General features: G+C 69.8%; 15 protein-coding genes and 1 pseudogene. 7 read left to right on the top strand and 9 right to left on the bottom strand.

Annotated elements, in window-relative coordinates; all coding sequences use genetic code 11:
* Positions 1-8: 8 nt before the first annotated feature.
* The 5 genes from ACFYR0_RS36375 to ACFYR0_RS36355 form a co-directional block, all read right to left on the bottom strand.
* The gene (locus tag ACFYR0_RS36375; RefSeq protein ID WP_389338197.1) at positions 9-2,057 is read right to left on the bottom strand and encodes an Hsp70 family protein; all 2,049 of its coding nucleotides are present in this window, start codon (positions 2,055-2,057) and stop codon (positions 9-11) included.
* A complete protein-coding gene (locus ACFYR0_RS36370) occupies positions 2,054-2,611 on the bottom strand; it encodes a hypothetical protein (protein WP_389338194.1) in 558 nt (185 codons plus the stop codon). The genes ACFYR0_RS36375 and ACFYR0_RS36370 overlap by 4 nt, the downstream gene beginning before the upstream one ends.
* A complete protein-coding gene (locus tag ACFYR0_RS36365; RefSeq protein WP_389338191.1) occupies positions 2,608-4,299 on the bottom strand; it encodes a hypothetical protein in 1,692 nt (563 codons plus the stop codon). Before ACFYR0_RS36365 ends, ACFYR0_RS36370 begins: the two co-directional genes overlap by 4 nt.
* A 92-nt stretch (positions 4,300-4,391) precedes the next feature.
* On the bottom strand, positions 4,392-7,973 hold the full coding sequence (locus ACFYR0_RS36360) for a HelD family protein (RefSeq protein WP_389338188.1): 3,582 nt from the start codon (positions 7,971-7,973) through the stop codon (positions 4,392-4,394).
* 135 nt (positions 7,974-8,108) lie between these two features.
* Positions 8,109-8,687, bottom strand: a complete 579-nt coding sequence (locus ACFYR0_RS36355) for a hypothetical protein (RefSeq protein ID WP_389338185.1) — start codon at positions 8,685-8,687, stop codon at positions 8,109-8,111.
* 357 nt (positions 8,688-9,044) lie between these two features.
* On the opposite strand from ACFYR0_RS36355, the gene ACFYR0_RS36350 reads away from it, so the two are divergent.
* The 4 genes from ACFYR0_RS36350 to ACFYR0_RS36335 all read left to right on the top strand — a co-directional run bounded on the left by ACFYR0_RS36350 (position 9,045) and on the right by ACFYR0_RS36335 (position 17,783).
* Positions 9,045-11,237, top strand: coding sequence for an N-6 DNA methylase (locus ACFYR0_RS36350; protein WP_389338182.1), 2,193 nt, complete (start codon positions 9,045-9,047; stop codon positions 11,235-11,237).
* Positions 11,238-11,341: 104 nt separating this feature from the next.
* The gene (locus tag ACFYR0_RS36345) at positions 11,342-13,333 is read left to right on the top strand and encodes an N-6 DNA methylase (protein WP_389338179.1); all 1,992 of its coding nucleotides are present in this window, start codon (positions 11,342-11,344) and stop codon (positions 13,331-13,333) included.
* Complete coding sequence (locus tag ACFYR0_RS36340; protein WP_389338176.1) at positions 13,330-14,604, top strand: restriction endonuclease subunit S; 1,275 nt, start codon at positions 13,330-13,332, stop codon at positions 14,602-14,604. Before ACFYR0_RS36345 ends, ACFYR0_RS36340 begins: the two co-directional genes overlap by 4 nt.
* The gene (locus ACFYR0_RS36335) at positions 14,601-17,783 is read left to right on the top strand and encodes a type I restriction endonuclease subunit R (protein ID WP_389338173.1); all 3,183 of its coding nucleotides are present in this window, start codon (positions 14,601-14,603) and stop codon (positions 17,781-17,783) included. Before ACFYR0_RS36340 ends, ACFYR0_RS36335 begins: the two co-directional genes overlap by 4 nt.
* Positions 17,784-17,852: 69 nt before the next feature.
* Here the strand turns inward: ACFYR0_RS36335 and ACFYR0_RS36330 are convergent, their stop codons facing one another.
* Together ACFYR0_RS36330 and ACFYR0_RS36325 are read right to left on the bottom strand one after the other, a co-directional pair.
* The gene (locus tag ACFYR0_RS36330) at positions 17,853-18,035 is read right to left on the bottom strand and encodes a DUF397 domain-containing protein (RefSeq protein WP_389338170.1); all 183 of its coding nucleotides are present in this window, start codon (positions 18,033-18,035) and stop codon (positions 17,853-17,855) included.
* Positions 18,036-18,055: 20 nt separating this feature from the next.
* A complete protein-coding gene (locus tag ACFYR0_RS36325; protein ID WP_389338167.1) occupies positions 18,056-18,901 on the bottom strand; it encodes a helix-turn-helix domain-containing protein in 846 nt (281 codons plus the stop codon).
* Between the two features lie 127 nt (positions 18,902-19,028).
* Here ACFYR0_RS36325 and ACFYR0_RS36320 point away from each other — a divergent pair, with 127 nt between their 5' ends.
* The 3 genes from ACFYR0_RS36320 (at position 19,029) to ACFYR0_RS36310 (ending at position 23,383) form a co-directional block, all read left to right on the top strand.
* Entirely contained in the window at positions 19,029-19,469 is a 441-nt protein-coding gene (locus tag ACFYR0_RS36320) for an ATP-binding protein (protein ID WP_389338164.1), read from the top strand.
* Positions 19,470-19,638: 169 nt separating this feature from the next.
* Entirely contained in the window at positions 19,639-21,186 is a 1,548-nt protein-coding gene (locus ACFYR0_RS36315; protein ID WP_389338237.1) for a protein kinase, read from the top strand.
* A gap of 49 nt (positions 21,187-21,235) precedes the next feature.
* Complete coding sequence (locus ACFYR0_RS36310; RefSeq protein ID WP_389338161.1) at positions 21,236-23,383, top strand: UvrD-helicase domain-containing protein; 2,148 nt, start codon at positions 21,236-21,238, stop codon at positions 23,381-23,383.
* 135 nt (positions 23,384-23,518) lie between these two features.
* On the opposite strand, the gene ACFYR0_RS36305 is transcribed toward ACFYR0_RS36310, so the two are convergent.
* Both ACFYR0_RS36305 and ACFYR0_RS36300 read right to left on the bottom strand, forming a co-directional pair.
* Positions 23,519-25,387, bottom strand: a complete 1,869-nt coding sequence (locus ACFYR0_RS36305; RefSeq protein WP_389338158.1) for a discoidin domain-containing protein — start codon at positions 25,385-25,387, stop codon at positions 23,519-23,521.
* Positions 25,388-25,952: 565 nt separating this feature from the next.
* A pseudogene (locus ACFYR0_RS36300) lies at positions 25,953-26,126 on the bottom strand (sugar ABC transporter substrate-binding protein); the annotation flags it as partial.

Below are 26,126 nucleotides of genomic sequence, written 5' to 3'. Positions count from 1 at the left end.
CCGAGACCTCAGCTCCGCGCTCTCGGAGGCACGCAGGACCGTGGAGTGAAGACCCACCGGTCCTTCGTGTGGGTGGCCCCCAGCACTCGCCCGCTCTCGCACAGCCAGGGATACCGGCTCTGCAGTTCCGAGTAGTTGTCGTTGGTGACGACGACCGCGCCGGACTCGTCCGCGATGGCCACCACCAGCGCGTCGCCCTTGCCCTCGGTCCCCGCCGGCGGCTGAAGAAGATCGCCCTTGCTGAGAGCGGCGGTCACGGCAGCCTTCTCGTCATCGGCGACCTTGTGCCGGAAGGTGGCGTCGACGACGACATGGATCTCCGCCCCGGGGAACTTGAGCGCCAGCGCGTCGCGGGCACGGACGAGTTGGGCGTGACTCGGCCGGTCGTCCTTCTCGTAGACGCCGGGCCGAACGGGTGAATGGCCGATCCAGGCCAGATTGGAGCCGTCGACCACCAAGGTGTGCACGTCCTCGTCCCGGTCGAGGCCACTCGCCGGGGTGTGCGACGGCACGACCCGACCGCCCTGACCGGGGCCACCGGCCGACAGCATGGGCGACGACGCCGGATTCACCGTGAGCAGATCGTCGAGCTCCTTGCGCACCTCCGGCGTCGGTCCGCCCGACCCGAAACTCTTCACCTCCTCGTCGACGACGACTTCGCCCGTGTGTTCCAGGGTGGCCTTCACATGCAGCAGGCCGTCGGAGTCGTACGTGTACTCGAGGTCGAACCTGGACTCGTCACGTACGCGCGGCGTCGGGTACTTCAGGGTCAGTTCGGTGAGCTGGACGTTGTCGGAGTCGGTGAGTTCCTTGTCGGGGTCGCCCTCCCAGATCTCCACGGTGAGTTTGCGCTCGTGGTCGCGGGTGGGCGTGTAGCTCTTCCGCTCGCTCCAGGGCAACGGCGAGTTCCGGGGGATGATCTCGCTGAATCGCCGCCGCCCGTCGGAACTCTTGGTGACCGTCCCGAGTGCGTGGCTGTTGGCCACCTGTATGACGCCCGGGGTCTCCTTCGCCAGGACGGCCGCGGCGATGGCGGCACCCCGCGCCACCGCGGTCATCGGGTCGCACAGGTGGGTCGGAACGGGCTCCATCTGCAGGGCCTCCGCGACGGCCGCCCGGACGCTCGGGATCTGGCTCGTTCCACCGATCATGAGGATGTCGTCCACGTCGAGCGGGGCCATGTGCAGATCCCGGAGGCACTCCTCGACCGGAGCGAGGGCACGGTCGACCAGATCCGTGATGGCGTCCTCCAACTCCCCCTGGAAGATCTCCACCTCCCGGTCGTCCGGCGTACGGATCCTCACGGAGGGCTGGGAGGACAGCAGGATCTTGCTGCGTTCGACGTCCAGACGGAACTGACGCTCCTGCGCCGGCGTCCACTCCCGCCGGGCCGGCGCACGCTCCAGGACCAGCCTGCGCAACCGTCGGTCGATCTCCAGCCCACCGAGCTCCGTGACCCCTCGGGAGGCGCGTTCCTCGAAGAACCCGTCCTCGTAGTCGAGAACGGTCACGTCGATGGTTCCACCGCCCCAGTCGAAGACGAGGATCTGCATGTCCTCACGCATGTCGTGGGCGTACGACATGGCCGCGGCAGTCGGCTCGTTCAGGAGCGCCTGGACATCGATGCCGGCGAAGCGGGCGGCGGCGCGCGTACGGTACCGGGCGGCGCCGGTGGCGTTCGCCGGCACCGTGATCACGGCCCGGTCGATCTCCGTGAGGTTGTGCCGCGCGCCGTCCTTCATGGCGGTGAACACACCCGCCGCCACCGTGGTGGCCGCGAAGCGGCGTCCCTGCACCGTGACGTACTCGTCGCTCCTGAGAAGCCGCTTGCACGCCTCCGCCGCCTCCTCCGACCGGAGTTTCGCCTCCCAGCCGAAGAGCGGACCACTGCGCAGCGAGCTCATCCCGACCACCGACGGAAAGAGGAGGTCGAAGCCGGGCCGCCGCCAGTCGGCGTCGAGATGGTGCCCGTCGAGCGGCAGGACCTCGACGTCGTCGCCCTGCCACTGGGCGACGACGGAGTTGGTGGTACCGAAGTCGATTCCGGTCGCGGTCACGGCTTCTCCTCGCTTGCCGAATCGGTGGGCTCGGTGACGCCGGGCACTCGCCGGAGCTGACCGGAGAGGATCAACTTGCCGGTGGCTTGATCCACGTATGCGGGCCTCACGATCTCGAAGCGGTCGCCATCGCCCTCGACGACCACGAAGAAGTCTCGTTCGGCGGCGTCCTCGACAACGCGGACACCCAGCCCCAGCAGCGCCTTACGGATGGAGACCTGCCACTTGAGCGAGCTCATCCTGTTACCAGAACCGCGGGCTTCGAGATCGCTCTCGACCAGGCGTGCCAGGTGTTCCTCACGAGTCCTGAACGCCTCGAGCACGCCCTGTCGGAGCGCTGCCAGCACCGCGGCCTGACTAGGCCGATCGTCATCAGGAACGGCCTCGATCAACCTCTGAGCCCGCTCTGAGAAGCGCGCCAGAAGGTCAGCCGGGTTGAGCAACTCATCAGGCTGATAGGTGAGAAGTTCGGGGCCTCTGGCAGGCTCCTTCTGACCACGTCGACGCCGCTTCGGGGAGTCGGCCTGCCTACTCCAGTACTGTGGCTTGCTCACTGTGTCGTCCTGTGCTGATGGTCCGGGCGCCGGGGCGCATTGAGAAAGGTGGGGAGGAGGTCGGCGACCGCTCTGCGCCGAATCGCCTGCATGTCGTCGGGACTGCGCGAGGGCGTCTGCCGGGGCATCGGCTCCACCGGCGGTACGAGGGTGACGGGCGGGACGTCGGGGAGTCTGAAGACCTGCTCGTCCAAGGGCAGGACGAAGAAGTCGGACCAGTCGTCGTGGTGTTCGGCCTGCTGGATGCGACGCATGGCCCGGTTGAGCCTGGCCGCCTCCTCGCGGTCGTCGGCGAACTCCCGCCGAAGATCCCGATAGCGCTGCTTCCAGACCGCCGACTGGTCGGGCAGGCCCAGTTCCAGGTACGGATTGGCGGGGTGCGAACGGTCGTTACGAGGCGTGGCCTGCCGTCGCTTGACGAGTTCGAGATTGCGCTCCGCCGCCGGCAGAACGCCGCAGACGCGAGTCAGCGCGATGAGCGCACCGGTCAGGTCCTCGTCCAGAAGCGCCAGGTAGGCGGACATGTTCCACGCCTCGGCGTTCTGCCGCGGGTCACCGTCCTCGTGGTCCAGGAACCTGTTCACCTGAGCCCGCGCCTTCTTGAGGTCGCCCGCGCAGATCGAGTCGTAGGCGTAGCGAAGGGCGGCCAGAGCGTGGAAGTCACTGCGTCCCGGCTGGACGGCGGCCTTCGGTTCCCACAGGGCGGCCATGAGCCGCCACAGCCCGCGGTCGGACAGCACGTCGGGTTCCCAGCTGCCTGTGAGCGCGCCGTCCTTGATGTGACGCAGCCGGAGAACCAGGGGGCGCGGGAGAACGTACTCGAGCTCCTTGAGGACACTCGTGTCGCCGTCGGCGGCGCGTTGGAGCAATACGTACAGATCCTCGTCCTCGCCTTCGACGTACTCACCGTCGAGCAGCCGCTGCCGCTGGAGAAGCTGCCGCCAGCCGAGTGCCTCCGCCGTGTCGCCGTCCACGAGTTCCGGTGTCAGCCGGGCGCGCAGATAGTCCCGTTCACGTTCCGGGCGAAGCGCCCAGGGCTGTTCGTCGCGAGTGACCGCACCGGCGTCGATCAGGTCGTCCACGGTCCCGAGCGGAGCCCAGGGCAGGACGCGGTCACGCACGACGCGCGGCAGGTCGGTGAGTTCGTCATGGCTCAGGGCGTCCGCCAGCGCGAAGGCCCCGGAGACGTCCTCGGACACCGAGGGGCGCGCCTCTCGGGGAAGCGCCGGCCGGGCGGGACCCATGAGGTGCTCGAGCCACGACTGACCGTGCGGGGTCAGCCAGGGCAGACCACACGCGTGGATCAGGGTCATGACCGCGACCGTTTCATCGGGCGTGCCGTTCTCCAGCACGGTGCGGACGGCGGACGGCAGTTGCGCGACGGGGTCGCCGTCCAGGCACTGACGCAGTGTCGCCAGCGCCTCGTCGGGCACCGCACCGTCACCGGAGCGGACGTCGACGAGGTCGGTCAGGAGCCGCTCCACCCTGCGCACGGCGTCCGCCCCGAACACACCGGCCCTGCGCCATCTGCGCAGCGCGAATCCGTCGGGGCCCGCGGTCCCGGACGGAGCGGTGTCCGGCGTGGTACGCCGCTCACGACGTCGTTCCCGCCAGGCCTCGACCATCTCGGCCCGGGACATCGAGGCATCCGGTTCGAGGCCGCTGTCCGGCCGTTCTCCTTGCGTCATCTCTTCTCACATCACTCGTCCGGGGGCGACCCGCCGTGCACGAGTCCGCCGTCCGGTCCTTCCGCGCCGCTCAGCCGGTGCCGTGGACGATGTCAGGGCGCGCCGTCCTCGTCGGGCGCCGGGCGGCGAACGTGCTCGGCGGCGGGTCCGGCCCATGAGTCACCGTCCCGCCAGACCAGGTCCACGCTGAACGCGCGGTCGCAGGCGTCGGCGGCCCAGGCCTCGACCGGTGGCTCCCGCAGGACGACGACCAGATACTCGGCGGGTTCCTGGGAGTGCAGACTGGCCGCTTCCAGCAGGTGCAGAGCCGCCTCGCGGATCCGCTCGTACGTCGGCGGGACCTCGGCCAGCACCTCGAAGAGGGTTGTGCCGTCGGCTCCATGACTCCAGGCGTCGATGTACGCGCTGTCCCCCACGTCCTCGAAGTCCTCGTACAGGTCGGCCAGCAGCCGATGCCGCAGGCTCTCGTGCGCGCGCTCGTCCCGGGCCGACCGTTCGCGTTCGGCGACGAGGTCGGCCAGACCGGTGCCGCTCGTCGGCGTGACGCTGCCCGGCGCGACCTCGCTTACGGTGCCGGTCGTCGGCATGTGCTCCCCTTCGTGTGCGGGTTCGTCGGCCTGCTGCGCCTCGAATCCCCTGTAGATCTCGGTCCCGGCGCCGCGGACCGTCGTCAGGACCCGGCCGTCCGACCGCATCCACCACTGACAGCGGTCGCCCTCGACGACCAGGCGGTCCCCGGCCCGTTCGATCCGGCCGTCCCGCAGGTCCGCCGCGAGTTCTTCCCGGAGCCTCGTCACGAACGCGACGTCCGGCAGATGACCGGAACGGGACAGTCGCTCGAAGCCGACGCAGGCGCCCCGTGTCACATGGAGCCCGGCCGGGTCGACCGCGCGCACCGAGGCGTCGTCGGTCAGCTCCGGACCCTGCTCCGCCTGCACGGGGGTGACAGCGGATCGCCGTGCTCCCCGGGCGTCCCGGTCGATCCGCGAGGGGACACCTGCCGCCACCTGCGCGTAACTGCGCTCGGGATGGCCCGTGAGGTACGCCTTGACGGCTCTCGCCTCGGCGTCGAGCACGAGGCGGTAGCCGTCCAGATCCAGCAGCCACGTGTCGGGGGTACGCAGGTGGCGCCCCTCCGCCAGGAACGGTGTGAGCATCGCGTGCAGTTCCACTGCGGCCTCGCCGAGACTGCCCCGGTGCCGGACCACGAAGGCGCCGCAGGCGGCGGAGGTGATGCGGATGTCGGCGGTGTGTTCCGGTGAGAGGTCGAGCCGCGGTCCGGCGACTCCGTCCTTGGGCACCCCGAGGTAGTCGCTCCTGCCGAGGGGGGCGGGATCGGCCGTGCGGAATCCTCCGCATCCCGGCTGCCGGCACCAGCCGTCCGCCTGTCGCGTCTCGTTGCCGCATCGGGCACCGTCGGCCCGGTACCGCGTGCACAGGCCGGATCCGCCCTGCGGGCTCTTCCTCCTGCCGACCTGCGCGAGGAACTGCTTGGGCGTGGGAACGGGGTTGAGCGGCCCGCCGATCCACCGGGGCAGGGGTCGCTGATGCACCACGGTCAGGGACTGCGTGCAACGTGTGAGCGCCACATAGAGGCGGCGGGGTCCGGCGGGGTCGTCCGCGGTGATCGCCGCCGGCTCGGTCACGACCACATGGTCGAACTCGAGGCCCTTGGCCTCCTCGGCGGTGAGCACCGTCACCGATCCCTGCCCGGCAACTGCGACGGTCACCGCGTCCTTCCAGGTTCCCTCATGGGGAACGATCACCGCCGTGGTCCGGCCGCTGCTCGCGCCGTACGGCCCCGTGGCGACGGCCAGCGCACGTTCTGCGGCCAGCTCCGCCGGAGCGTCCGCCCGCACGACGGCCACCTCCGTGCCCGTCAGCCGTACGGAGTCGGGGACCCCGACGCCGGGAGCGCAGTGGCTGCCCAGCGGCCGCACGAAGTCCATGACCTCGCCCGGCACGCGGAACCCGGTCAGCAGCTCGGCGACGCGCCAGCCGTCCCTGCCGGTGAGCGTCGTGCCGAGTTCCTCCCAGTCCTGATGGGGGACATGCCCCGTCGCCTGTGCGAGGTCCCCGAGAATGGTCATGCTTCCGCCGGGGCAGCGACGGGCCAACGAGCGGGCCTGCATCGGTGTGAGGTCCTGTGCCTCGTCCACGACGACATGGCCGTAGGTCCGCTCGGGGCGTCCCGACAGCAGGTGGTCCAGCTCGTCGAGGCAGACCAGGTCCTCGAGACTGTGCTCCTCGGCCCCCCGGCCCCGGGCGGGGCCGTCCTGCCGGGTGGTGAGGGCCGCCTGCTCCGCCGGAGTCAGGATCCCGTCGGCCGCCGCTGCCAGGGCCGCGCCGCCGGAGAGCAGCCGACGCAGCACGTCGCGGGCGGAGAGCTCGGGGGCGATACGGCGCAGCAGCCGGTTCACCGGACGCAGTTGGCGTATCTCCGTGAAGTAGTCCGTGTCGGCGGGTCCTGGCAGCAGGCCGACGTAGGACTGGGCGAGACGCTGCACGAGCCTTTGCACACAGCCTTGCTGACGCACCCGGTACGGGTTGTCGCCGGTGAGGGCCTCTTCCGCGACGGCGGCGAGTTCCGCGACGGGCACGACGACTTCCCGGCCACGCAGTTCGAACACGAACTCCGTGCCGCCTACGAGTGCCTCGAGACGGTCGGCCTGCGTGGTGGTGTGGTTATCGACGGCTCGGCCGAGGACGCGTGCCATCCGCGCGTCGGATTTCACGACCGCCGCCTCGTGCCGGTCACGGCGGGCGTCCGCGCCGGCCCACAGGGCGGGAAGCTCGAGCATGGTCACGCCCTCGCTGCCCAGCTCGACCAGTGCCCGTCCCGCGTAGTCCAGGAACCCACGGCTCGGGCCGACCACCAGGATGTCGCCCCGTGACACATGCCGGTTGTCGAGCAGCCAGCTCACGCGGTGCATGCCCACGGCGGTCTTACCGGTTCCCGGACCTCCCTGGATGATCAGCACGCCCTGGGGCTGCTCCGAGACGAGCCGGAGCTGATCGCGCTGGATCGTCTCGACGATGTCGTGCATGACACCGTCGCGTGCCCGGTCCAGTTCGTCGAGCAACGGGTCGTGCCACTCCGGCTCTTCGGGCCCGTCGGTCGCCGGGAGAGTCCCGGAGCCGTCCGTGCTGCCGTCGCCCTCGCCGGTCGTGTCCGTGGTACGGGAGGCGGAAGGGTCCTCCCGCCGCTCGGGCGCGGCCTGCGGGGCCGGGCTCGTGGCGTCCTGTCCGTGCAGGTCGAAGTACCGCCGCACGACGCGTTCGTCGCAGACGATCCGGCGCAACAGGCGTACGTCTCCCGGTTCCTCCTCGCTGGTGAGCCTCCAGGCGATCGCGGCGGGAGCGTTCCAGGAGACGACGGCGGGGTTGCGCTCCTCGTCGAACACCGCTCGCCGCCCGACGTAGAGCGTCTCGCGGCCGTTCCCGTCGTCGATGTCGGCCCGCATGAAGACGAGGGCGTTGCCGCCGAGGTCGAGGCTGTCCAGCTCACTGTGCCAGGCCCGGTTGACGTCGATCGCGTCCTTGCCGCTGGCTGCGGCGGACACACCCTTGAGGTGCTCGGCCTCCTGCCGCGTGCGCTCCAGGCAGCGGTATGCGCGGTCGACCGCCAGCTGTTCCGCAGCCAGCACATCGGCCCGTCGTGCGCGCTTCGGCATGCCGTCCGTTCTGCCTTTCTTCCACCGCTGTGCTCCGCCTGTTCCGGACCAGGCATCGGACATCGGCTGGTACTTGGACTCCAGCCACCCGCGCCTGGTTGTAGTGACGCTCGTCACATTCGGGAACGCGACCGCTCAGCCGACCCTCTTCCACTCCTCGCACCGATTGGTCTTGAAGTACTCCCCGCTGTTGAGCGTCACCCGACCCGGCCCGTTGAGGTTGTTGTTGGCGATGATCGAGCCGAACTCCCCGCTGGCGTCCTCGGCCCGCTCCCAGTAGCAGCCGAACTCGCCTTCGGGGCCGGCCGTCTTGTAGGTGCCGGGCTCGATGTCGTCTCCGACGAGGTACTCGCCCTCTCCGGAGAAGCTGGTCGCCGGTCCGGGTTCGACGGTCTTCTTCGGCTTCGCCGTCACCGTTTCGGTCACCGTTTCGGTGACGGTCGGGGCGGGTCCGGCCCCGGCTTCGGCGGTCCGGGTGACGGTGACCGTGGGGCGGGGGGCCGCCTTGGCGTCGGCCACCGCCTCGCCGGTGCCCGCCGAGTCTCCCCCGGAGCCGACACCGGCCCCCACGACGAGAGAGACCAGGGCGACGGCGCCGTACTTCAGCCACCGTCTGCGGCGGTGAGCGGGCCCGGCGGGGCCGGTGGGCGCGCTGAACCCGTAGGGGGTACCGGGACCCTGGGCGGGCGGCACGGGGGGCTGCTGGAAGGTCATGATCCTGCTCCGCTTCGCTGTCGGTGTGTGACGTGATGGTTCGTTGTCGGGGTGATGGTTCGTCGTCGGGGTGTGAGGTGACGGCGATGCCGTGGACACGGGCTCGCCCCAGAGGCCGCGGATCTTCCGTCCCGCTTCGGTGGCGGTGCTCGGGACGCTGTCACCGGTGCACCGGCGGACGCGCCGAGGAGCGGCGCGGCATGACGGCATGACCCGACAGCGGGCCTGCCGGACGCCGCTTCCCAGCGGAAGCATCTACAGATAAGCACGCCCCTGAAAGCATCGTCAACCAGCTTGACACGCTTGACGAGAGCTGTAGGTTGTTTACGTCCGCTAGCGAGAGGCCCTCGAACCGCCATGCCCCAGACATCCGCCCAGGTGACCGCCGCCGAGATCTCCCGTATCGCGGGGGTCACGCGGGCCACGGTCAGCAACTGGCGCCGTCGGCACGACGACTTCCCGGCGCCCTCCGGAGGCACGGACAGCAGCCCGCTGTACGACCTGGAGTCGGTGCGCGCCTGGCTCGCCTCGCGCGGCCACGCCTCGGCGGCGAGCCCGTCGGAGGAGCTGCGCACGACCCTCCGCCTGCACGGACAGGGCGACGGCAGCGGCGGCACTTCGGACCTGCTGCTCCTCGTCCTCGCGGCGGCGGCCCTCCCGTCCGACGAGCTGACGGCCGCCACACGGCTGCCGGACGCGGACCTCGTCGCCCGCGCGCAGCGCGAGGCGTCCACCGCGGCCGACACGGTGCCGGCCGCGGAAGCGGTCCCGTTCACGGCCGGTGACGCGGCCGTGCTCCGGGCGCTGTACGCGTGTGTACGCGACGAGGGGGGCCAGGCCGCGCTGAGCGTGCTGGCGGAGCGGGAGCTGGAGGACAGCGCCGCGTCCGGCGCGTACACGACGCCCGCACCGCTCGCGGACCTGCTCGCCCGCCTCGTCCCCGGCACCCCGGCCCGCGCCCTCGACCCGGCCTGCGGCAGCGGCACCCTCCTGGCCGCCGCCGCCCTACGGGGCGCGCGAGAGCTGTACGGCCAGGACATGCTGCCCGTGCAGGCCCGACGCAGCGCGGTGAGCCTGATGCTGACGGCGCCGGAGGCCACGGTCACCGTGCGCACCGAGGACAGCCTCCGCGCGGACGCCTTCCCCGGCCTCCTCGTCGACGCGGTGCTGTGCAGCCCGCCGTTCGGCGTGCGCGACTGGGGCCACGACGAGCTCGCCTACGACCCCCGCTGGGCCTACGGCGTACCGCCACGCGCGGAGTCGGAGCTGGCGTGGGTGCAGCACGCGCTCGCCCATCTGACGCCCGGCGGTCACGCGGTCCTGCTCCTGCCGCCCGCCATGGCCGGCCGTGCGTCGGGCCGCCGCGTCCGGGCGGAGCTGGTGCGCGGCGGTGCCCTGCGCGCGGTGATCGCCCTGCCGCCCGGCGCTGCGGTGCCCCTGCACGTCGGCCTCCAGATCTGGGTGCTGCAACGCCCCGAGCCGGGCGGCCCGGAGCGCAAGTCGGTGCTGTTCGTGGACACGGCGGCGGAAGGGTCGGGGGCGGCCGGGCGAGAAGGGGCTGCGGGCGCCCGGACGCGGGGCGGAAGCCGGTCCGCGTCCGTGGACTGGGAGGAGACCACCGCACGGGCCCTGGGTGCGTGGCGGGCGTTCGCGGAGAGCCCGGACACGTTCGAGGGCGAACCCGGCGTCGCGCACGCGGCGGGTGTCGTGGACCTGCTGGACGACGTGGTGGACCTGACCCCGGCACGGCTCGTACGGACCTCACGGACGGAGATCGACCCGGCGGACCTGTCGGCCGAGGTCGACGCCACACGCCGGAACCTCGTCAAGGCCGCGAAGTCCCTCGTGCGGGCGGCCGGCCACGAGGGCTGGAACGTCGCGGGCGCCTCTGCCCGCGAGTGGCGTACGGCGACGGCGTCCGACCTGATGCGCGGCGGGGCGCTAACCCTGCTGCGCCCCCTTCCGGACACCGCGCGCACCCGCGCGCAGGCGGCGCGGGGCGAGACCGGCGGGGACGGGAAGCCCGAGACCCGTCCGGTGCTCACCAGCTCGGACATCGCCTCCGGGTCGGCCCCCACAGGCATCCCTGCGGGGCCGTACGACGACACCGCACCCGTGATCGCCGTCGGGGACGTCCTCGTGCGGGCGGTCGCGAGCGGGGACGGCCCGATGGCGCGGGTCGCCGGCGAGGAGGACGCCGGGGCGCTCCTCGGGCACGTCCATCTCCTCCGGCCGGACCCGGCTCGCCTGGACCCCTGGTTCCTCGCCGGGTTCCTGGGCGCCGAGGAGAACATCGCGGGCGCGTCGACGGGCAGCACGGTCCTGACGGTCAACCCGGGCCGGCTGCGCGTGCCTCTGCTGCCGCTGGAGGAGCAGCGGCGCTACGGGGAGGCGTTCCGGCACGTGCACGAGCTGCGGGCGGAGGCCCGGAGGGCGACTCGGCTGGCGGAGGAAACGGCGGCACTGCTGGCGGGCGGGCTCACGGGCGGGCAGCTGCTGCCGCGGGACACCGCGGAGCCTGGCGGCCAGGGTGCCGATTCGCCCCATTAGGCCCGAGGGCCTGCACACATAGACCACAATTGTCGGACCGTCCCGGCCGCCAGTCGGCCCGGACGGTGGGGTTGGGACATTTCGGAAGGAATCCGGGGATCCACTTGAACAGCAGTAAGCACACGGAGTTGGCGAACCACGCGTGGTCCGTCGCCGACCTCCTGCGCGGGGACTACAAGCAGTCCGACTATGGCAAGGTCATCCTGCCGTTCACGGTGCTGCGGCGTCTGGAGTGCGTGCTGGAGCCGACCCGCGACAAGGTCGCGGAGATCGCCGAGCAGCACAAGGACACCGACATCGACCCGGACCGCTTCCTGCGCCGGGCCTCGGGGCACTCGTTCTACAACCGGTCCGGCCTGACCCTGAAGAAGATCGCGGCGGACCCGCAGAACGCGGCGCAGAACCTCACGGTGTACGTGGGCGCCTTCTCGGACAATGCGCGGGGCGTGCTGGACCGCTTCGAGTTCGCGCAGCAGATCAAGCGGCTGGACAGCGCCGGCCTTCTCTACCAGGTCATCGGCAAGTTCACGGACCTGGACCTGCGGCCCTCCGTCGTGCCCAACCACAACATGGGGTACATCTTCGAGGAGCTGATCCGCCGCTTCGCGGAACAGTCCAACGAGACCGCCGGTGAGCACTTCACCCCGCGCGAGGTCATCCAGCTGATGGTCCGGCTGCTCGTCGCCCCGGACGGTGACGCGCTCCAGCTCCCCGGGACGGTCCGCACGGTCCTCGACCCGGCCTGCGGTACGGGCGGCATGCTCTCCGCGATGGACGACCTCATCACGGAGTTCAACGAGGACGCCACGGTCGAGGTGTACGGGCAGGAGCTCAACCCCGAGTCCTGGGCGATCTGCCGGTCCGACCTCATGATCAAGGGTCAGGACCCGGAGAACATCGCCTTCGGCAACTCCTTCTCCGACGACGGGCACTCCCGCAAGTCCTTCGACTACATGCTGGCCAACCCGCCGTTCGGCGTGGAGTGGAAGAAGGTCAAGGACGAGGTCGAGGCCGAGCACAGGTCGCTGGGCGAGGCGGGCCGCTTCGGCGCGGGGCTGCCGCGCATCAACGACGGCTCGCTGCTGTTCCTCCAGCACATGATCTCCAAGATGAAGCCGGTGGACGTCAACGGCGGGGGCGGTTCGCGGCTCGCGATCGTCTTCAACGGCTCGCCGCTGTTCACGGGCGCGGCGGGTTCGGGCGAGTCGGAGATCCGCCGCTGGATCCTGGAGAACGACTGGCTTGAGGCCATCGTGGCCCTGCCGGACCAGCTCTTCTACAACACCGGTATCTCGACGTACTTCTGGATCCTGACGAACCGGAAGAGCACGGACCACAAGGGCAAGGTCGTGCTTCTTGACGCGCGCGACCAGTGGCAGAAGATGCGGAAGTCGCTCGGCGACAAGCGCAAAGAGCTGAGCAAGGACCACATCGCGACGGTGGTCAAGCTGTACGGCGAGGCGCTGGCCGTGGCAGGCGACGCGGAGCACCCGCTGCACGGCAAGGTGAAGGTCTTCCGCAACGAGGACTTCGGCTATCAGCGGATCACGGTCGAGCGTCCGCTGAAGCTGCGGTTCGAGGTGACTGAGGAGACCTTGGCGGCGCTGGAGACGTCCAAGGTCATCCAGAAGCTGCCGCAGGCTTCGGCGCTGGCCGAGGCCTTCAAGTCCCTGACGGGCACGAGCTGGACCACGAAGCAGGATGCTTGGCTCGCCCTCAAGGACGCGGTGGTCGCCGCCGGCTCGACTTGGCCCACGGGTGCGCCCTTCAACAAGGCTCTGCGTGACGCGATCGGCGTACGGAACCCTGAGGGCGAGGTGCAGCGCCTCAAGGGCCAGCCCGAGCCGGATGGGGAGCTTCGGGACTACGAGAACGTGCCGTTGAGTGAGGATGTCGAGGAGTACCTGAAGCGGGAGGTTCACCCGCATGTGTCGGACGCGTGGATCGACCACAGCAAGACGAAGGTCGGGTACGAGATTCCGTTCACGCGGCATTTCTATGTGTACGAGCCGCCGCGGCCGTTGGCGGAGATCGACGAGGAGTTGAAGGCGCTGGAGGCGGAGATTCAGGGGCTGTTGGGGGAGGTGACCGAGTGAACACCTCGAACTTCGGAACTCGTTCTCTAAAGCTCCCCGACACTTACGAATGGGTGCGCCTTGGCTACGTCGCCCGCTTGCAGAGCGGGCTGACTGTGGACGCGAAGCGAGACGTCACAGGCGATGTCGTTACCCGTCCCTATCTGCGTGTCGCCAACGTCCAAGCAGGAAGCCTCAACCTCGAATCGGTCACTGAGATCACTGTGCCTCGGGGGGTTGCCCGTCGCAGCACGCTTCGCCGAGGCGATGTCCTGATGACCGAGGGCGGAGATTTGGACAAGCTGGGCCGTGGGACGGTCTGGCAAGGCGAACTTGAAGGATGCCTGCACCAGAACCACATTTTCGCAGTTCGCCCCGATCCCCAGCGCCTCAGCGGCCGGTTTCTTGCCTACCTGACCCAGTCTCTATATGGACGCCACTACTTCGAGAGCACCGGAACGAGAACTACAAACCTAGCCTCCACTAATAGCAGCAAAATCCAGGATTTTCCCCTGCCACTCCCGCCTCTGGGAGAGCAGCACCGCATCGCCGACTTCCTCGACGCCGCAACTGCACGCATCGGTCAACTCGTCTCCAAGTTCGACAGACAACGCAGCTTGGTCAGCGAGCGCGAAAAAGCAGCCCTGCCGCTAACCGTTGGTGGCGCTCTTCTCGGCGGTGGGCGCATCGAGACAAGCGTACCTTGGTTCCCGGCAGCCCATCCGGAAGCGCGCATGCTGCCTCTTGTCCGCGTTCTTCAACTTCAGCGCGGCTTGGATCTCTCGGAAAATCAGCGACGGCCGGGAGATGTTGCCGTTTTCACTACAGCAGGCCCTTCGGGTTGGCACGACACAGCCATCGCAGGCGCACCGGGGGTGGTCATTGGACGATACGGATCTGTCGGCAATGTCCATTGGGCTGATCAACCCTACTGGCCCCACAACACCACACTTTACGTGAAGAACTTCGAGGGAAATAACGAGCGCTACTGTTACCATCTTCTCCGCGCGCTTCCATATGAGATGGAACAAGCAAAGGCAGCAGTGCCTGGAGTAAACAGGAATGACCTGCATAAGCAGCTTGTTCCGCTTGTACCACGCAAGCTTCAGCAGCACGCATCTCGCCAGGCCGATGAACTGGCCGAGTGGAGAATTGCGACGCAGAGCCGAATCGATCGCGCTCAGAAGCTGCTTAACGAGCGCCGCCAAGCTCTCATCACCGCCGCCGTAACCGGCCAGTTCGACGTAACCACCGCCAGTGGACGTAACGTAACCGAAGGAGTCACCGTATGAGCCCCGTGCACGGCGAGTCCTCCTTCGGGTCTGCCATAGTCGCCGCCCTCAGCGAACGGGGCTGGCGTGAGGCGAACCCCGAGGACTACCGACCCGACCTCGGGCTCGACACCGGCGAACTGTTCGCCTTCATCGAAGCGACCCAGCCCGACGAGTGGGACGAACTGCTCACCGTCTACGGTGGGAACCCCAACGAGGCCCAGCGCGGCTTCGCGCAGCGGCTTGACCGGGCCATCGCCGATGACGGGCTCCTCCATGTCCTCCGCAACGGCGTCAAGGACCGGGGCGTCCGGCTACGCGTCGCCTACTTCCGGCCCAACCTCGTCTCCGCCCCCTCCGTCCTGGACGGTTACCGGGCCAACCGTCTCACCGTCGTCCGCGAACTGCCCTACGCCACCAAGCAGGCCGACTGGGGGCACCGGCTCGACCTCGCCCTGTTCCTCAACGGAATCCCCGTCGCCACGGCCGAGTTGAAGAATCCGCTGACCGGGCAGGGCGTCGAGCAGGCCAAGGAGCAGTACCGGACGGACCGGGATCCGACCGAGTTGATCTTCACTCGGCGGGTGATCGCGAACTTCGCCGTGGACCCGGGCCTGGTCTTCGTCACCACGCAACTGCGCGGTAAGGCAACCCAGTTCCTGCCCTTCAACACCGGCTCGAACGGCCCCGGCCAGCCGGGCGGGGCAGGCAACCCGGAGCCGACCGCCCACGGCACGTACGCCACCTCCTACCTCTGGGAACAGGTCTGGCAGCGGGACAACTGGCTCGATCTACTCCAGCGTTTCGTGCATCAGCAGAAGCACAAGACGCCCGGCGGCGGTACGACGAAGTCGACGATCTTCCCACGCTTCCACCAGTGGGACGTGGTCAAGAAACTCACCGCGCACGCGTCCGTCCACGGCGCCGGCCAGAACTACCTGATCATGGCCTCCGCCGGCTCGGGCAAGTCGAACACCATCGGCTGGCTGGCCCACCGCCTCAGCGATCTGCACGCCCGCCCCGATCCCGCCGTCCTGCGGCCCGACGCCCTCGCCAACGGCCGCATCAAGCCCGGCGAACCCGTCTTCGACAAGGTCATCGTCATCACCGACCGCCGCGCCCTGGACGCCCAGCTCTCGGCGACCGTCGGCAGCTTCTCGCAGACTGACGGCCTGGTCGTGAAGGTCGACGAGAAGCACGGGGCGAAGAGCGAGCAGCTCGCCCGCGCGCTCTCCCGGGACACCGGCAAGATCGTCACGGTCACCCTGCATTCGTTCCCAGCCCTGCTGGACTACATCAAGCGCAACCCGACCGAGATCAAGGGCACCCGCTTCGCGATCATCGTGGACGAGGCGCACTCCTCGCAGTCCGGCGACGCCGCCACGGCCGTGAAGTCGGCCCTGCGCGACCTCGGCCTGGACGCCGACTCGGACGACGAGGGCGCGACCACGGTCACCGTGGACGACAAGCTGAAGGCGAAGGCGGTGGAACGCTCCCGCGCCGCCAACCTCTCCTACTTCGCCTTCACCGCCACACCCAAGTCGAAGACACTCGAACTCTTCGGCACGGAAGGCATGGAGAACGGCAAGACGGTCTACCGCCCCTTCCACACCTATTCCATGCGCCAGGCCATCGAGGAAGGTTTCATCCTCGACCCCCTGCGCAACTACGTCACCTACAACACCTACTGGAAGCTCGCGAACCTCAACCGCGACGAGAAGGAGGTCGACCCCTCCAAGGCGAACAGCCTGCTCGCCCGGTTCGCGCTCATGCACGAGCACACGGTGTCGCAGCACGCCACGGTGATCGTCGAGCATTTCGTCCGCCACACGCGCGGCCGGCTCGGCGGCCGCGGCAAGGCCATGGTGGTCACGGCTTCCCGCCACTCCGCCGTGCAGATGGCGCGGGCCATCCGGAGCTACATCGCCGACGTCGAGTACGACACCAAGTACCCGGATCTCGGCGTCCTGGTCGCCTTCTCCGGCTCCCTCACCATCGACGGGGAGGAGACCACCGAGAGCAAGGAGAACGGCGGTCTCTCGGAGAGCGCGCTGCCGAAGGCGTTCGGCTACACCCGCGCCGACGACAAGGCCGCGAAGGCCAGCGGCAAGGGGCAGCAGGAGTACCGGATCCTGGTCGTCGCCGAGAAGTACCAGACCGGCTTCGACCAGCCGCTCCTGACGACGATGTACGTCAATAAGACGCTGACCGGCATCGCCGCGGTGCAGACCCTGTCGCGCCTCAACCGCACCGCCGAGCGCAAGTCCCAGGCCGACCTGGCCGTCCTGGACTTCGTCAACGACGCCGAGGACATCCAGGACGCCTTCCGCCCGTACTTCGAGGAGGCGCACACTCTGCCCTCCGACCCGAACCTCCTCTACACGGCCCAGAGCCGCGTCATGTCCGCCCCGGTCATCTCGGAGCAGGACATGGACGAGTTCGTGGCCGCGTACATCGAGGCCGAACAGAAGGCGGGCGGCTCCCAGTCCAAGTGGGAGAAGCTGCACGCCGAGCTGTACCGGCTCCTGTCCCCCGCCGTCACCCGCTTCAGCCGCCTGCTGGAGAGCGACGAGGAGGACGATGTGGAGACGGCCGAGGAGTTCCGCGCCAACCTCAACGACTACGTCCGCAAGTACAGCTTCCTCGCGCAGATCGTCCCCTACCAGGACGCCGAGTTGGAACGGCTCTACCTCTACGGCCGCCATCTGCTCAATCGCCTCCCCCGCCTGGCCGACGGCGGAGTCGACATAGGCGAGGTCGACCTCAGCCATCTGCGCGTCGAGAAGACCGGCGAGCACGACGTGTCCCTCAACCCCGAGGGCGCGGCCGAGCTCAAGGGCTTCGGCGATGGGGCGGGCGGCGCCAAGGACGCGGAGAAGTCACTGCTGTCCGACCTGATCGAGAAGTTCAACGCCAAGTTCGGCACGGAGTTCACCGAGGAGGACGTCCTCCCGGCCTTCAACGCCACGAAGAAGGACCCGAAGGTCCGTGCCGCCGCCCTCGTCAACGACGAGGAGAACTTCGGCATCGTCTTCGACAAGAAGTTCGAGGAGAACATGATGGACCATGTCTCCACGATCGACACGCTCGGCAAGCGGTACTTCGGCGCCGACCGGGACTTCAAGTCCAACCTCGACCGCAGCGCCCGTCGTGCGGCCTGGCGGATGATCCGCCGGGAGGAAGGGCTGGACGACTTCTGACGCGACGCGCTCGGGGCCCGGTGCGCATGCCTGCACCGGGCCCCAGCCGTTGTTCGTACGTCCGCCGGTTCAGCGTCCGGCGGCCATCCTCACGAAGCCGGCCCAGGCCGCCTCGCCGAAGGACAGATGGGCCTCTTCGGGGTGCTTGGAATCACGCACCCACACGGCCCCGCGCGTCTCGGCGACTTCCAGGCACTGGCCGCCCTCAGCGCCGCTGTAGCTGCTCTTGAACCAGACCAGTCCGGTGGCCACCGTTTCACTCCTTGCGGCGTTCATAGCTCTCCCAGCAACTTCGCGATGCAGTCCAGGCTTTCCCGCGGACCGAGTGCCTGGCTTCGGATAATCCCATAGCGGGCCGCCGCGAGACCCGTCTCATCGCGCTTGGTCAGAAGGCTGCTTCGCCCCTGCACCTCGGCGTACACGAACTGCTCTCCGTCCTTCCGATTGATCACTGTGAAGGGCCCGTCCACACCGGCGTTGTCTTCTTGACTCAACGGCATGACCTGAAGTTCGACATTGCGCTTGTCGCCGATCAGCAGCAGGTGTTCAAGCTGTCCTCGCAACACGTCCTGCCCGCCCAACGGACGTCTCACCACGGCCTCTTCCATCACGAAACTCAACAGCGGGGCAGGCCAGCGGTCGAAGATCGCCTGTCGTGTCAGCCGGGCAGCGACGCGCAGTTCAATCGTCTCCTCGTCCAACAGAGGGCGGCGCATGGAGAGGATGGCACGCATGTACTCCTCGGTCTGAAGCAAACCGTTGACCACGAGCGTGTCATACGCGCACAGTTCCACCGCCTGCGCCTCCAGCCGGGCCATGTCCCGAAAGAACGCCGGATACTGAGCCCTCCCCACCTCCTCCTTGAGAGCGGTCAGCACACCCCCCGCCCCCAACACCTCGTCCGCCCGCTCGATGAACCGCGCCTGCGGAATCCGCCGCCCCTGCTCGATCGACGCCACCGTGTCCGCCGAGTACCCGACCCGGCTGCCGAACTCCGCGCGCTCCAGGCCCGCCCGTACCCTCAGCAGCTTCAACTGCCGTCCGAACGCGGTCACCACACCCGTCCCCGGTTCGTCCTCGGGCCGCTGCTGCCGCTGTTCCGTCTCCTCGTCCCGCATGGCCACCGTCCCGCCGTCTCTGCCCCACGTACCGCCACGTACAGGCCACGCGCCCGCCCCGTACGACGGATCGGCGTCAGCGCGTCACCCCTGGTCACGCTACGCCACGAGACGCCACCGTGAGTGCATGACCGCAACACAACCACCCCTCACGGCGCGCCGGTTCGCGATGTGCTTCACCTCCAGCCCGCGCGGTGCCCGCCTGGCCCGCCGCATGTGCGCGCACCGGCTGGACGCCTGGGGCGTCCCGTACGGCAGCGACGCGCACGACACCGTCACCCTCATCGCGGCGGAGCTGTGCGCGAACGCCGTACGGCACGGGCACGTGGCCGGCCGCGACTTCCACGTCCTCCTCACCGCGGACCCCGCGACCGGCACCGTACGGCTGGAAGTGAGCGACACCCGAGAGGAACGCCTCCCTCACGTCCGCACCGCAGCGCCGGACGAGAGCGGGCGCGGCCTGCTGCTCGTCGAGGCGCTGGCCGACCGCTGGGGCTGCGCCGCACGCGCCGGGGGCGGCCCGGGGAAGACCGTCTGGGCGGAGTGCGCGGCCCCCGGCCTGACTTGATGCCGTAGGCAGGTAGCAGACCGACTGGACGCACGAAACCCCACCCGCGACACTGATCTCTCACACATCGACGACCATTTCGGTCACTCGACGGGGGCGGGGCCAGGTGCCGGACGGACAGCGGATCGCGGGTCGGTACGAGCTGCTGGAACAGTTCAGCCACGGCGGCATGGGAGACGTCTGGCGGGGTTACGACGCCGTCCTGGACCGCCCGGTCGCCGTGAAGCTGATCCGCCCGCAGGCGGTGACGTCGCCGCACCTGGCGGAGGAGTTCGAGAAGCGGTTCAAGCGCGAGGCGCGGATCACCGCCCGGATCCAGCACCCAGGTGTGCCGCAGGTCTACGACGCGGTGCTCGACCAGTCGTACGAGCAGCTGTTCCTGGTGATGGAGCTGGTAGACGGCGTGCCGCTGACCGCCTACGTGGACCCGGCGCGGCCGCTGCCCGTCAGCTGGGCGGTGTCCGTGGCGGCGCAGGTCGCGACCGTGCTGTCGTACGCGCACGACGTGCCTGTGGTGCACCGCGACCTCAAGCCGGGCAACATCCTCGTCGCGCGGGACGGCACCGTGAAGGTGCTCGACTTCGGTATCGCGGCCATCCTCCAGACGGACGTCACCAGGCTCACGGCCACCGGCAGCCCCGTCGGGACGTACCAGTACATGGCGCCTGAGCAGGTGCGTGGCGGGCGGGTCACCCCGCGCACCGACCTCTACGCGCTGGGCTGCGTACTGCACGAACTGCTCAGCGGGCGGCTGCTGTTCAGCGGGGACGGCGAGTTCCACCTGATGATGCAGCACGTCAACGCGTCACCCACCCCGCTGCGGCAACTACGCGCCGACGTACCGGCCGAGCTGGAGGAACTCGTCCTGCACCTGCTCCGCAAGGCGCCCGAGGCGCGCCCGGCGGACGTACAGGAGGTGTACGAGCGGCTACGGCCCTTCCTCCCCGAGCCCGGTGAGGACGCTGTGCCGGAGGAATCGGGGCCTGCCGGGACGCCCGACCCGACGGGCATCTTCCGCCGGCCCTACGCGCCCCGCGCCCGCGCCGGCACCGCGGGCTCGTCGTCCGGCGCACCCGCCGCAGGGGCGGTCGCCGTGCCGTCGGCCGTGCCCGCGGCCGAGCGGGAAGCTCTGCGGGAGCAGCTCCGGGAGGTCAACGCGCACTACCTCGCCCTCATGGAGGAGGAGCGGTACGCACAGGCCGCCGAGGTGGTGGGCGAGGTGATCGAACCCGCCGCGCGAGCGCTGGGCTCGGAGAGCAAGCCGGTGCTCGGACTGCGCAGGCGGCGGGCGTTCAGCCGTCAGCTGGCGGGCGATCACCGGGCCGCGCTGCCCGAGTTCGAGGCGCTCGCCGAGGCGTACGCGCGCGTCAGCGGCCGGAGCAGCGAGGACGCCCTGGACAGCCGGGCCCAGGCGGCCCGCTGCCGCGGCGAACTCGGCCAGGTGACCGAGGCCCTGGCGGGGCTGAACGGCGTGCTGGACGTCGTCCGTGCCATGGACAGCGACGTGAGCGAGGAAGCCGTCGAGCTGCGCCGCGACATCGGCATGCTGCTGCTCGCGCAGGGCCGGGCGGCGGAGGCGTACGAGGTCCTGAACCCACTCCACGCCGACCTGTGCATGGTGCTGGGTCCGGACGACGAGTTCACGGCCGAGGTGGCCGAGACGCTGGCGGTGATCCGGCTGGATCTCGACGGTGGAGGTCCCGGTCCGGCCATCTGACCTGGCATTCCCTTCCCGCGGCGGCCCGCCCTGGTCATAAGATCCATCCATGCCGCAGCTCGCCTTCGACATCGGTTTCTTCGCCGAGCTCCCCAAGCTTCAGCCCCCGGTCAGGAAGGGCGTCCTGGAGGCCTGGGAGAAGTTCAACCGGCTCACACTCGATCAGCTCTTCAAGGATCAGGGGCTGAAACTGGAGAGCCTGACGAACGCGAAGGACAAACAGATACGGACGATCCGCATCGACCAGTTCTGGCGCGGTGTCGTCCTCGCCCCACCCAACGGTGACACCTTCCTGCTGCTGCGGGTCATGCCCCACGACAAGGCCATCGCCTGGGCCAGGAAGCAGAGGTCCAGCGTCAACGAGGTGACCCGGGCCGTCGAGATCCGTGACGCGGCGACCCTCGAGGAGATCACGCCGGCCTACGAGCAGGTGGCGCAGGACTCGGCCAAGGAGCGGCTGTTCGCGGAGTTCTCCGACGGGGACCTGCGCGCGCTGGGCATCGACGACGAGACACTGCGGCAGGCACGGTCGCTCGTCGACAAGGAGCAGCTGGAGATCTTCGCCCCGCTGCTGCCGCAGGACCAGCGGGAGGTGTTGCAGTACCTAGCGGAGGGCTGCACGGTCGAGGAGGTCTGGCAGGACATCGTCGCACCGGCCCTCCAGGCGTCGGCGCAGCCCGTCGACACCCAGGACTACGACACCGCGATCCGGCACTCCCGGGCCCGTGTCGCGCTGGTCACGGCGTCCGAGGAACTGCGGGACATCCTGGAGAAACCGTTCGCGGCCTGGCGGATCTTCCTGCACCCCTCGCAGCGCAAGGTCTCCTACCGGGCGTCCTACTCCGGCCCCGCGCAGGTCACCGGCGGGCCCGGCACCGGCAAGACCGTGGTGGCGCTGCACCGGGTCAGGCATCTGCTCGGGCATCTGCGCGACGGCGACCGCATCCTCCTCACGACCTACACCAACGCTCTCGCCGATGCCCTGCGCTCCGGCCTGGAGTCGCTGGTGGAGAACGCGGAGCTGCGTGAGCGGGTGGACATCTCGACGGTGGACGCCTTCGCGAGCCGGGTCGTCGGAGAGGTCCCGGGCGCGGTGGCGCTGCGGCCGCTGATGAGCAACGAGGAGGAGAGCCGCTGGGGCAAGGCCGGCGAGGCGACGGGCTTCTCCGGCAGCGCGCAGTTCCTGGCCCAGGAGTACCGGCATGTCGTCCTGGCCCAGGACATCAGGACCCTGGCCGAGTACGAGTCGGCCGACCGGCGCGGCCGCGGCAGCCGGCTGACCGCCGCCGAACGACCCCTGGTGTGGGAGGCGATGGAGCGGTTCACGGCCGGCCTGGCGGCGGACGGGGCCCGCACGTGGCTCCAGACGTGCGCGGAGGCGGCCCGGGTGCTGGAGGAGAAGGGTCCGCGGTACCGGCATGTCGTGGTGGACGAGGCGCAGGACCTGCACCCGGCGCAGTGGCGGCTGCTGCGCGCGGCCGTGCCCGCCCGCCCGGACGACCTGTTCATCGCGGGAGACCCGCACCAGCGCATCTACGACTCGAAGGTGTCCCTCAAGTCGCTCGGCATCAAGGTGACCGGGCGGTCGGTGAAGCTGCGCAAGAACTACCGCAGCACGCAGGAGATCCTGCGCTGGGCCACGGCCCTGCTCGTCGGCCGCCCCGTCGCCCAGCTGGAGGACGAGGGCCGCGACGACACGCTGCTCGGATACCGCTCGGCCCTGCACGGCGACGGGCCTATCGTGCACGCCGCGGCGGACGAGGACGCCGAACTGGACGCGCTCGTCACCCAGGTGAGGACCTGGATGGAGGCAGGTGTCGGCGCTGGCGAGATAGGGGTGAGTACCCGCTTCAACAAGACATGCGCGAAAGCGGTGAGCCGTCTGAAGTCCGCGGGCATTCCCGCCTCCCCGCTGCGCGCCGCCAATGCCACGGGGGAATCGGAGAGCGTGCGGGTCGGGACCATGCACTCCTTCAAGGGGCTGGAGTTCCGCTGCGTCGCGGTTGTCGCCGTCGACGAGGAGGCCCTGCCCTTCCCGAAGGCTGTGACACCCGCCGAAGTAGACGCCAAGCAGCACGAGACAGACTTGCTGTCCGAACGCTGCCTGCTGTTCGTCGCGTGCACGCGAGCCCGCGACAGTCTCTACGTCTCCTGGTCCGGTCGGCCCAGTTCGTTCCTGGTCGAGGCGGGGGTCTGAGGCAGCGCGGCCAGCGAGCGTGACCGACGGTCGCGGCGGCGTCAGGCAGATGTACTGGGGAGGCAGAACGCCAGCGGACGCAGGGTCCCGGGCCGCAGGTCCCCCGGCACAGGGAACCCGCGGCCCGGGATCGGGTCAGCCCTTCTGTTCGACCCTCACCCAGTCCACCTCCGCCTGGACCCCGCCGGAGGCGATGCGGTCGACGCTGGACTGGGGCAGGCCCCAGTAGGGGGTCGTCACCTTGTTCCAGCCGGCCGGGTACGCGCCGCCGAGGGCGAGGTTGAGGATGACGTACTGGTTGTGGTCGTAGACCCACTGGCCCCGCGTGGACTCCAGTTTGTTGCGGGTCGTCTCCTGGACCAGGACGTCGTCGACGTGGAACTTCATGCCCGTCGGGGTCCATTCGACGGAGTACGTGTGCCACTGGTCGACGCGGCCGCCGTTCGGGAAGACCTGGCGGGCGCCGATGTTGCCGTCGGCGGAGTAGCCGGGTCCGTGCAGGGCGGTGCTGGTCCAGTCGGCGTAGCCGACGGCCTCCATGATGTCGGTCTCGCCCGAGGCGGGCCAGGACACCGAGGGGTTGTCGACGTTGCTGCCCAGCATCCAGAAGGCGGGCCAGAGGCCGTCGCCCACCGGGAGCTTCATACGGGCGCTGACCTTGCCGTAGGTGAAGTCGAACTTGGTGTTGGTGTCGATGCGGCCGGAGGTGAAGTCGTAGGTGCCGCCGCCCGCCCGGGTGCAGTCGTTGCAGTACTTGGCGCGCAGGATCAGGTTGCCGTTCTCGGTGCGGATGTTGTCGGCCGAGTCGACGTAGGCCTGCGACTCCCCGTTGACCGGGCCCATCTCGGTGCCGGTGCGCACCACGCGCCACTTGCCCCGGTCGAGGGCGCCGCCGGTGAAGTCGTCGAAGAACGTCGTCCGGTAGGCGCCCGGCTGCTCGCCCGGGAGCGCCGGGTAGGCGGCGCCCGCGCTGCCGCCGGTGCCCCAGACCTGGAACTCGTAGAGGGAGTAGCCGAACTGGGCCGTGTGGGGGGCCGGGTTGTAGAAGTTGCGGCGCTCCTTGCCGAGCATGCGGACGTAGCGGCCGGTGGCCGGGGTGGGCAGGGTGACGGCGTCGTGCAGGCCCACCGCCTCCCCTGGGGACTTGACGTCGGCGCGGCGCGCGGCGACCTCACCGGCCGAAGGCTGGTACACCGTGCGCCAGTTGGTGTTGTCGTCGGAGACCTGGATCTGGTAGTCGACGGCGAAGGCCGCCTCCCAGTACAGGTCCACCTTGGAGATCGTGGACCGGGCGCCGAGGTCCACCGAGACCCAGCGGTCGGCGTTCCAGTCGCTGGACCAGCGGGTGGCGTCGTCCTTGAGGTTCGCGGGCCAGCCGCCGTCGGTGATGTACGCCGGTGAATTGCCCGCGTGCTGGTAGAAGTTGGTGAACGCGGGGTGGTTGAGGGCCAGGTTGGTGACGCCGGTGGACGCGGGGGCCGGTTCGCCGCCGTAGATCCGGAACGAGAACAGCGAGTAGCCCCAGGGCGTGGCCCGTTCGACGCCGCGCATCCGGACGTAGCGGCCGGTCACCTCCTGCGGGTAGGTGTGCGCGGTGACCGTTCCGCCGGTGCCGGCGGTCTCGGTGAAGAACGGGGTCCAGTCGGAGCCGTTCCTGGACACCTCGAGGACGTACCTCTTGCCGTAGGCGGCCTCCCAGTCGAGGACCACCCGGTGGACGCGGACGGTGCTGCCGAGGTCGACGCGGATCCAGGCGTCGTCGGCGAAGTTGCTGGACCAGCGGCTGGCGGCGTTGCCGTCGAAGGCGTTGCCGGCGACGGTGCCGCCGTTCTCGCTGCCGGACGCGGTGACGGCGTTGGCGTTCGCGGCGTAGGCGGCGTTCGCGCGGTCGGTGTCCCAGGTGACCGCGGCCACGGCCGGGGGTGCGGTGAGGATGCTGCCCGAGGTGAGCAGGGCGGCTGTCGCCAGCGCGGCCATGAGGGTGCGGCGGGTGCGGGATGGCATGCGACTCTCCCTAGAGTCAGGGTGGGGGTGCATTTCTGGTGTGTACCTGACATGCATGGATCGGCCGCAGAGGGGGCGGCCGTCCCATGAGGACCGCGCGACGGCCGCCGGGGCCGGGGACCCGGAGGGACCCCGGGACACGGACGGCGTGCGCGGGCTTGTGGGGCCGTGGGGGTCACGGCCCGTGCGGGCCGCGGGGGGGCGCGGCCTTCGGGGCGCCGGGGGTGCGCGGCCTCCGGGTGGCCGGGGTCGCGCGGCCTCGCCGACCGCGGTGGGCGCGCTCCCCTACCCGCGCCCACCGCGGAGTCTGTGGTCGGCCGTCCGCGGGCGGCCAGGGGTCAGGCCGGCCGCCCGGGGACGACCGGGGGCCATGTCGGCGGCACCGCCGCGGCGGCCCGGGTGCCGGCCTCGGCGTCCGGCCCAGCGCCGGCCGCCCCGACGCCGCCGCCTCCGCCCCGTGGAACCGCCCGGTGCGGCGGCCGAACCGCGCGCCGCACCGGGCGAGTTGGCGTGAACCAGGTGCTCGACCGCGTGGCGACCGCATGGGGGGCGGTCGTCATGCCGGTCAGCTGTTCGGCATCTGTTGCTGGGCCTTGTCGAGTGCGGCCTTGACGGTGGCGGTGGTGGTCTTCTTACCGGCGGCGGCGTCGGCGAAGAGTTCCTTGACGGCGGTGCCGACGGCGGTCTCGAACTGGGATTCGTCGGCGACCTGGGGGAGGGCGGCGGCGCTGGTGGCGAG

Source organism: Streptomyces sp. NPDC005017 (assembly GCF_042873115.1).
Lineage (GTDB): Bacteria > Actinomycetota > Actinomycetes > Streptomycetales > Streptomycetaceae > Streptomyces.
This window is presented reverse-complemented; position numbering and strand designations above follow the sequence as displayed.

Excerpts from the sequence above, each read along its gene's own strand:
- ACFYR0_RS36310 (WP_389338161.1), top strand. The coding sequence starts at position 21,236 with ATGCCGCAGCTCGCCTTCGACATCGGTTTCTTCGCCGAGCTCCCCAAG.
- ACFYR0_RS36360 (WP_389338188.1), bottom strand. The coding sequence starts at position 7,973 with ATGCCGAAGCGCGCACGACGGGCCGATGTGCTGGCTGCGGAACAGCTG.
- ACFYR0_RS36335 (WP_389338173.1), top strand. The coding sequence starts at position 14,601 with ATGAGCCCCGTGCACGGCGAGTCCTCCTTCGGGTCTGCCATAGTCGCC.
- ACFYR0_RS36365 (WP_389338191.1), bottom strand. The coding sequence starts at position 4,299 with ATGACGCAAGGAGAACGGCCGGACAGCGGCCTCGAACCGGATGCCTCG.
- ACFYR0_RS36355 (WP_389338185.1), bottom strand. The coding sequence starts at position 8,687 with ATGACCTTCCAGCAGCCCCCCGTGCCGCCCGCCCAGGGTCCCGGTACC.
- ACFYR0_RS36315 (WP_389338237.1), top strand. The coding sequence starts at position 19,639 with ATGGGAGACGTCTGGCGGGGTTACGACGCCGTCCTGGACCGCCCGGTC.
- ACFYR0_RS36350 (WP_389338182.1), top strand. The coding sequence starts at position 9,045 with ATGCCCCAGACATCCGCCCAGGTGACCGCCGCCGAGATCTCCCGTATC.
- ACFYR0_RS36305 (WP_389338158.1), bottom strand. The coding sequence starts at position 25,387 with ATGCCATCCCGCACCCGCCGCACCCTCATGGCCGCGCTGGCGACAGCC.
- ACFYR0_RS36325 (WP_389338167.1), bottom strand. The coding sequence starts at position 18,901 with ATGCGGGACGAGGAGACGGAACAGCGGCAGCAGCGGCCCGAGGACGAA.
- ACFYR0_RS36320 (WP_389338164.1), top strand. The coding sequence starts at position 19,029 with ATGACCGCAACACAACCACCCCTCACGGCGCGCCGGTTCGCGATGTGC.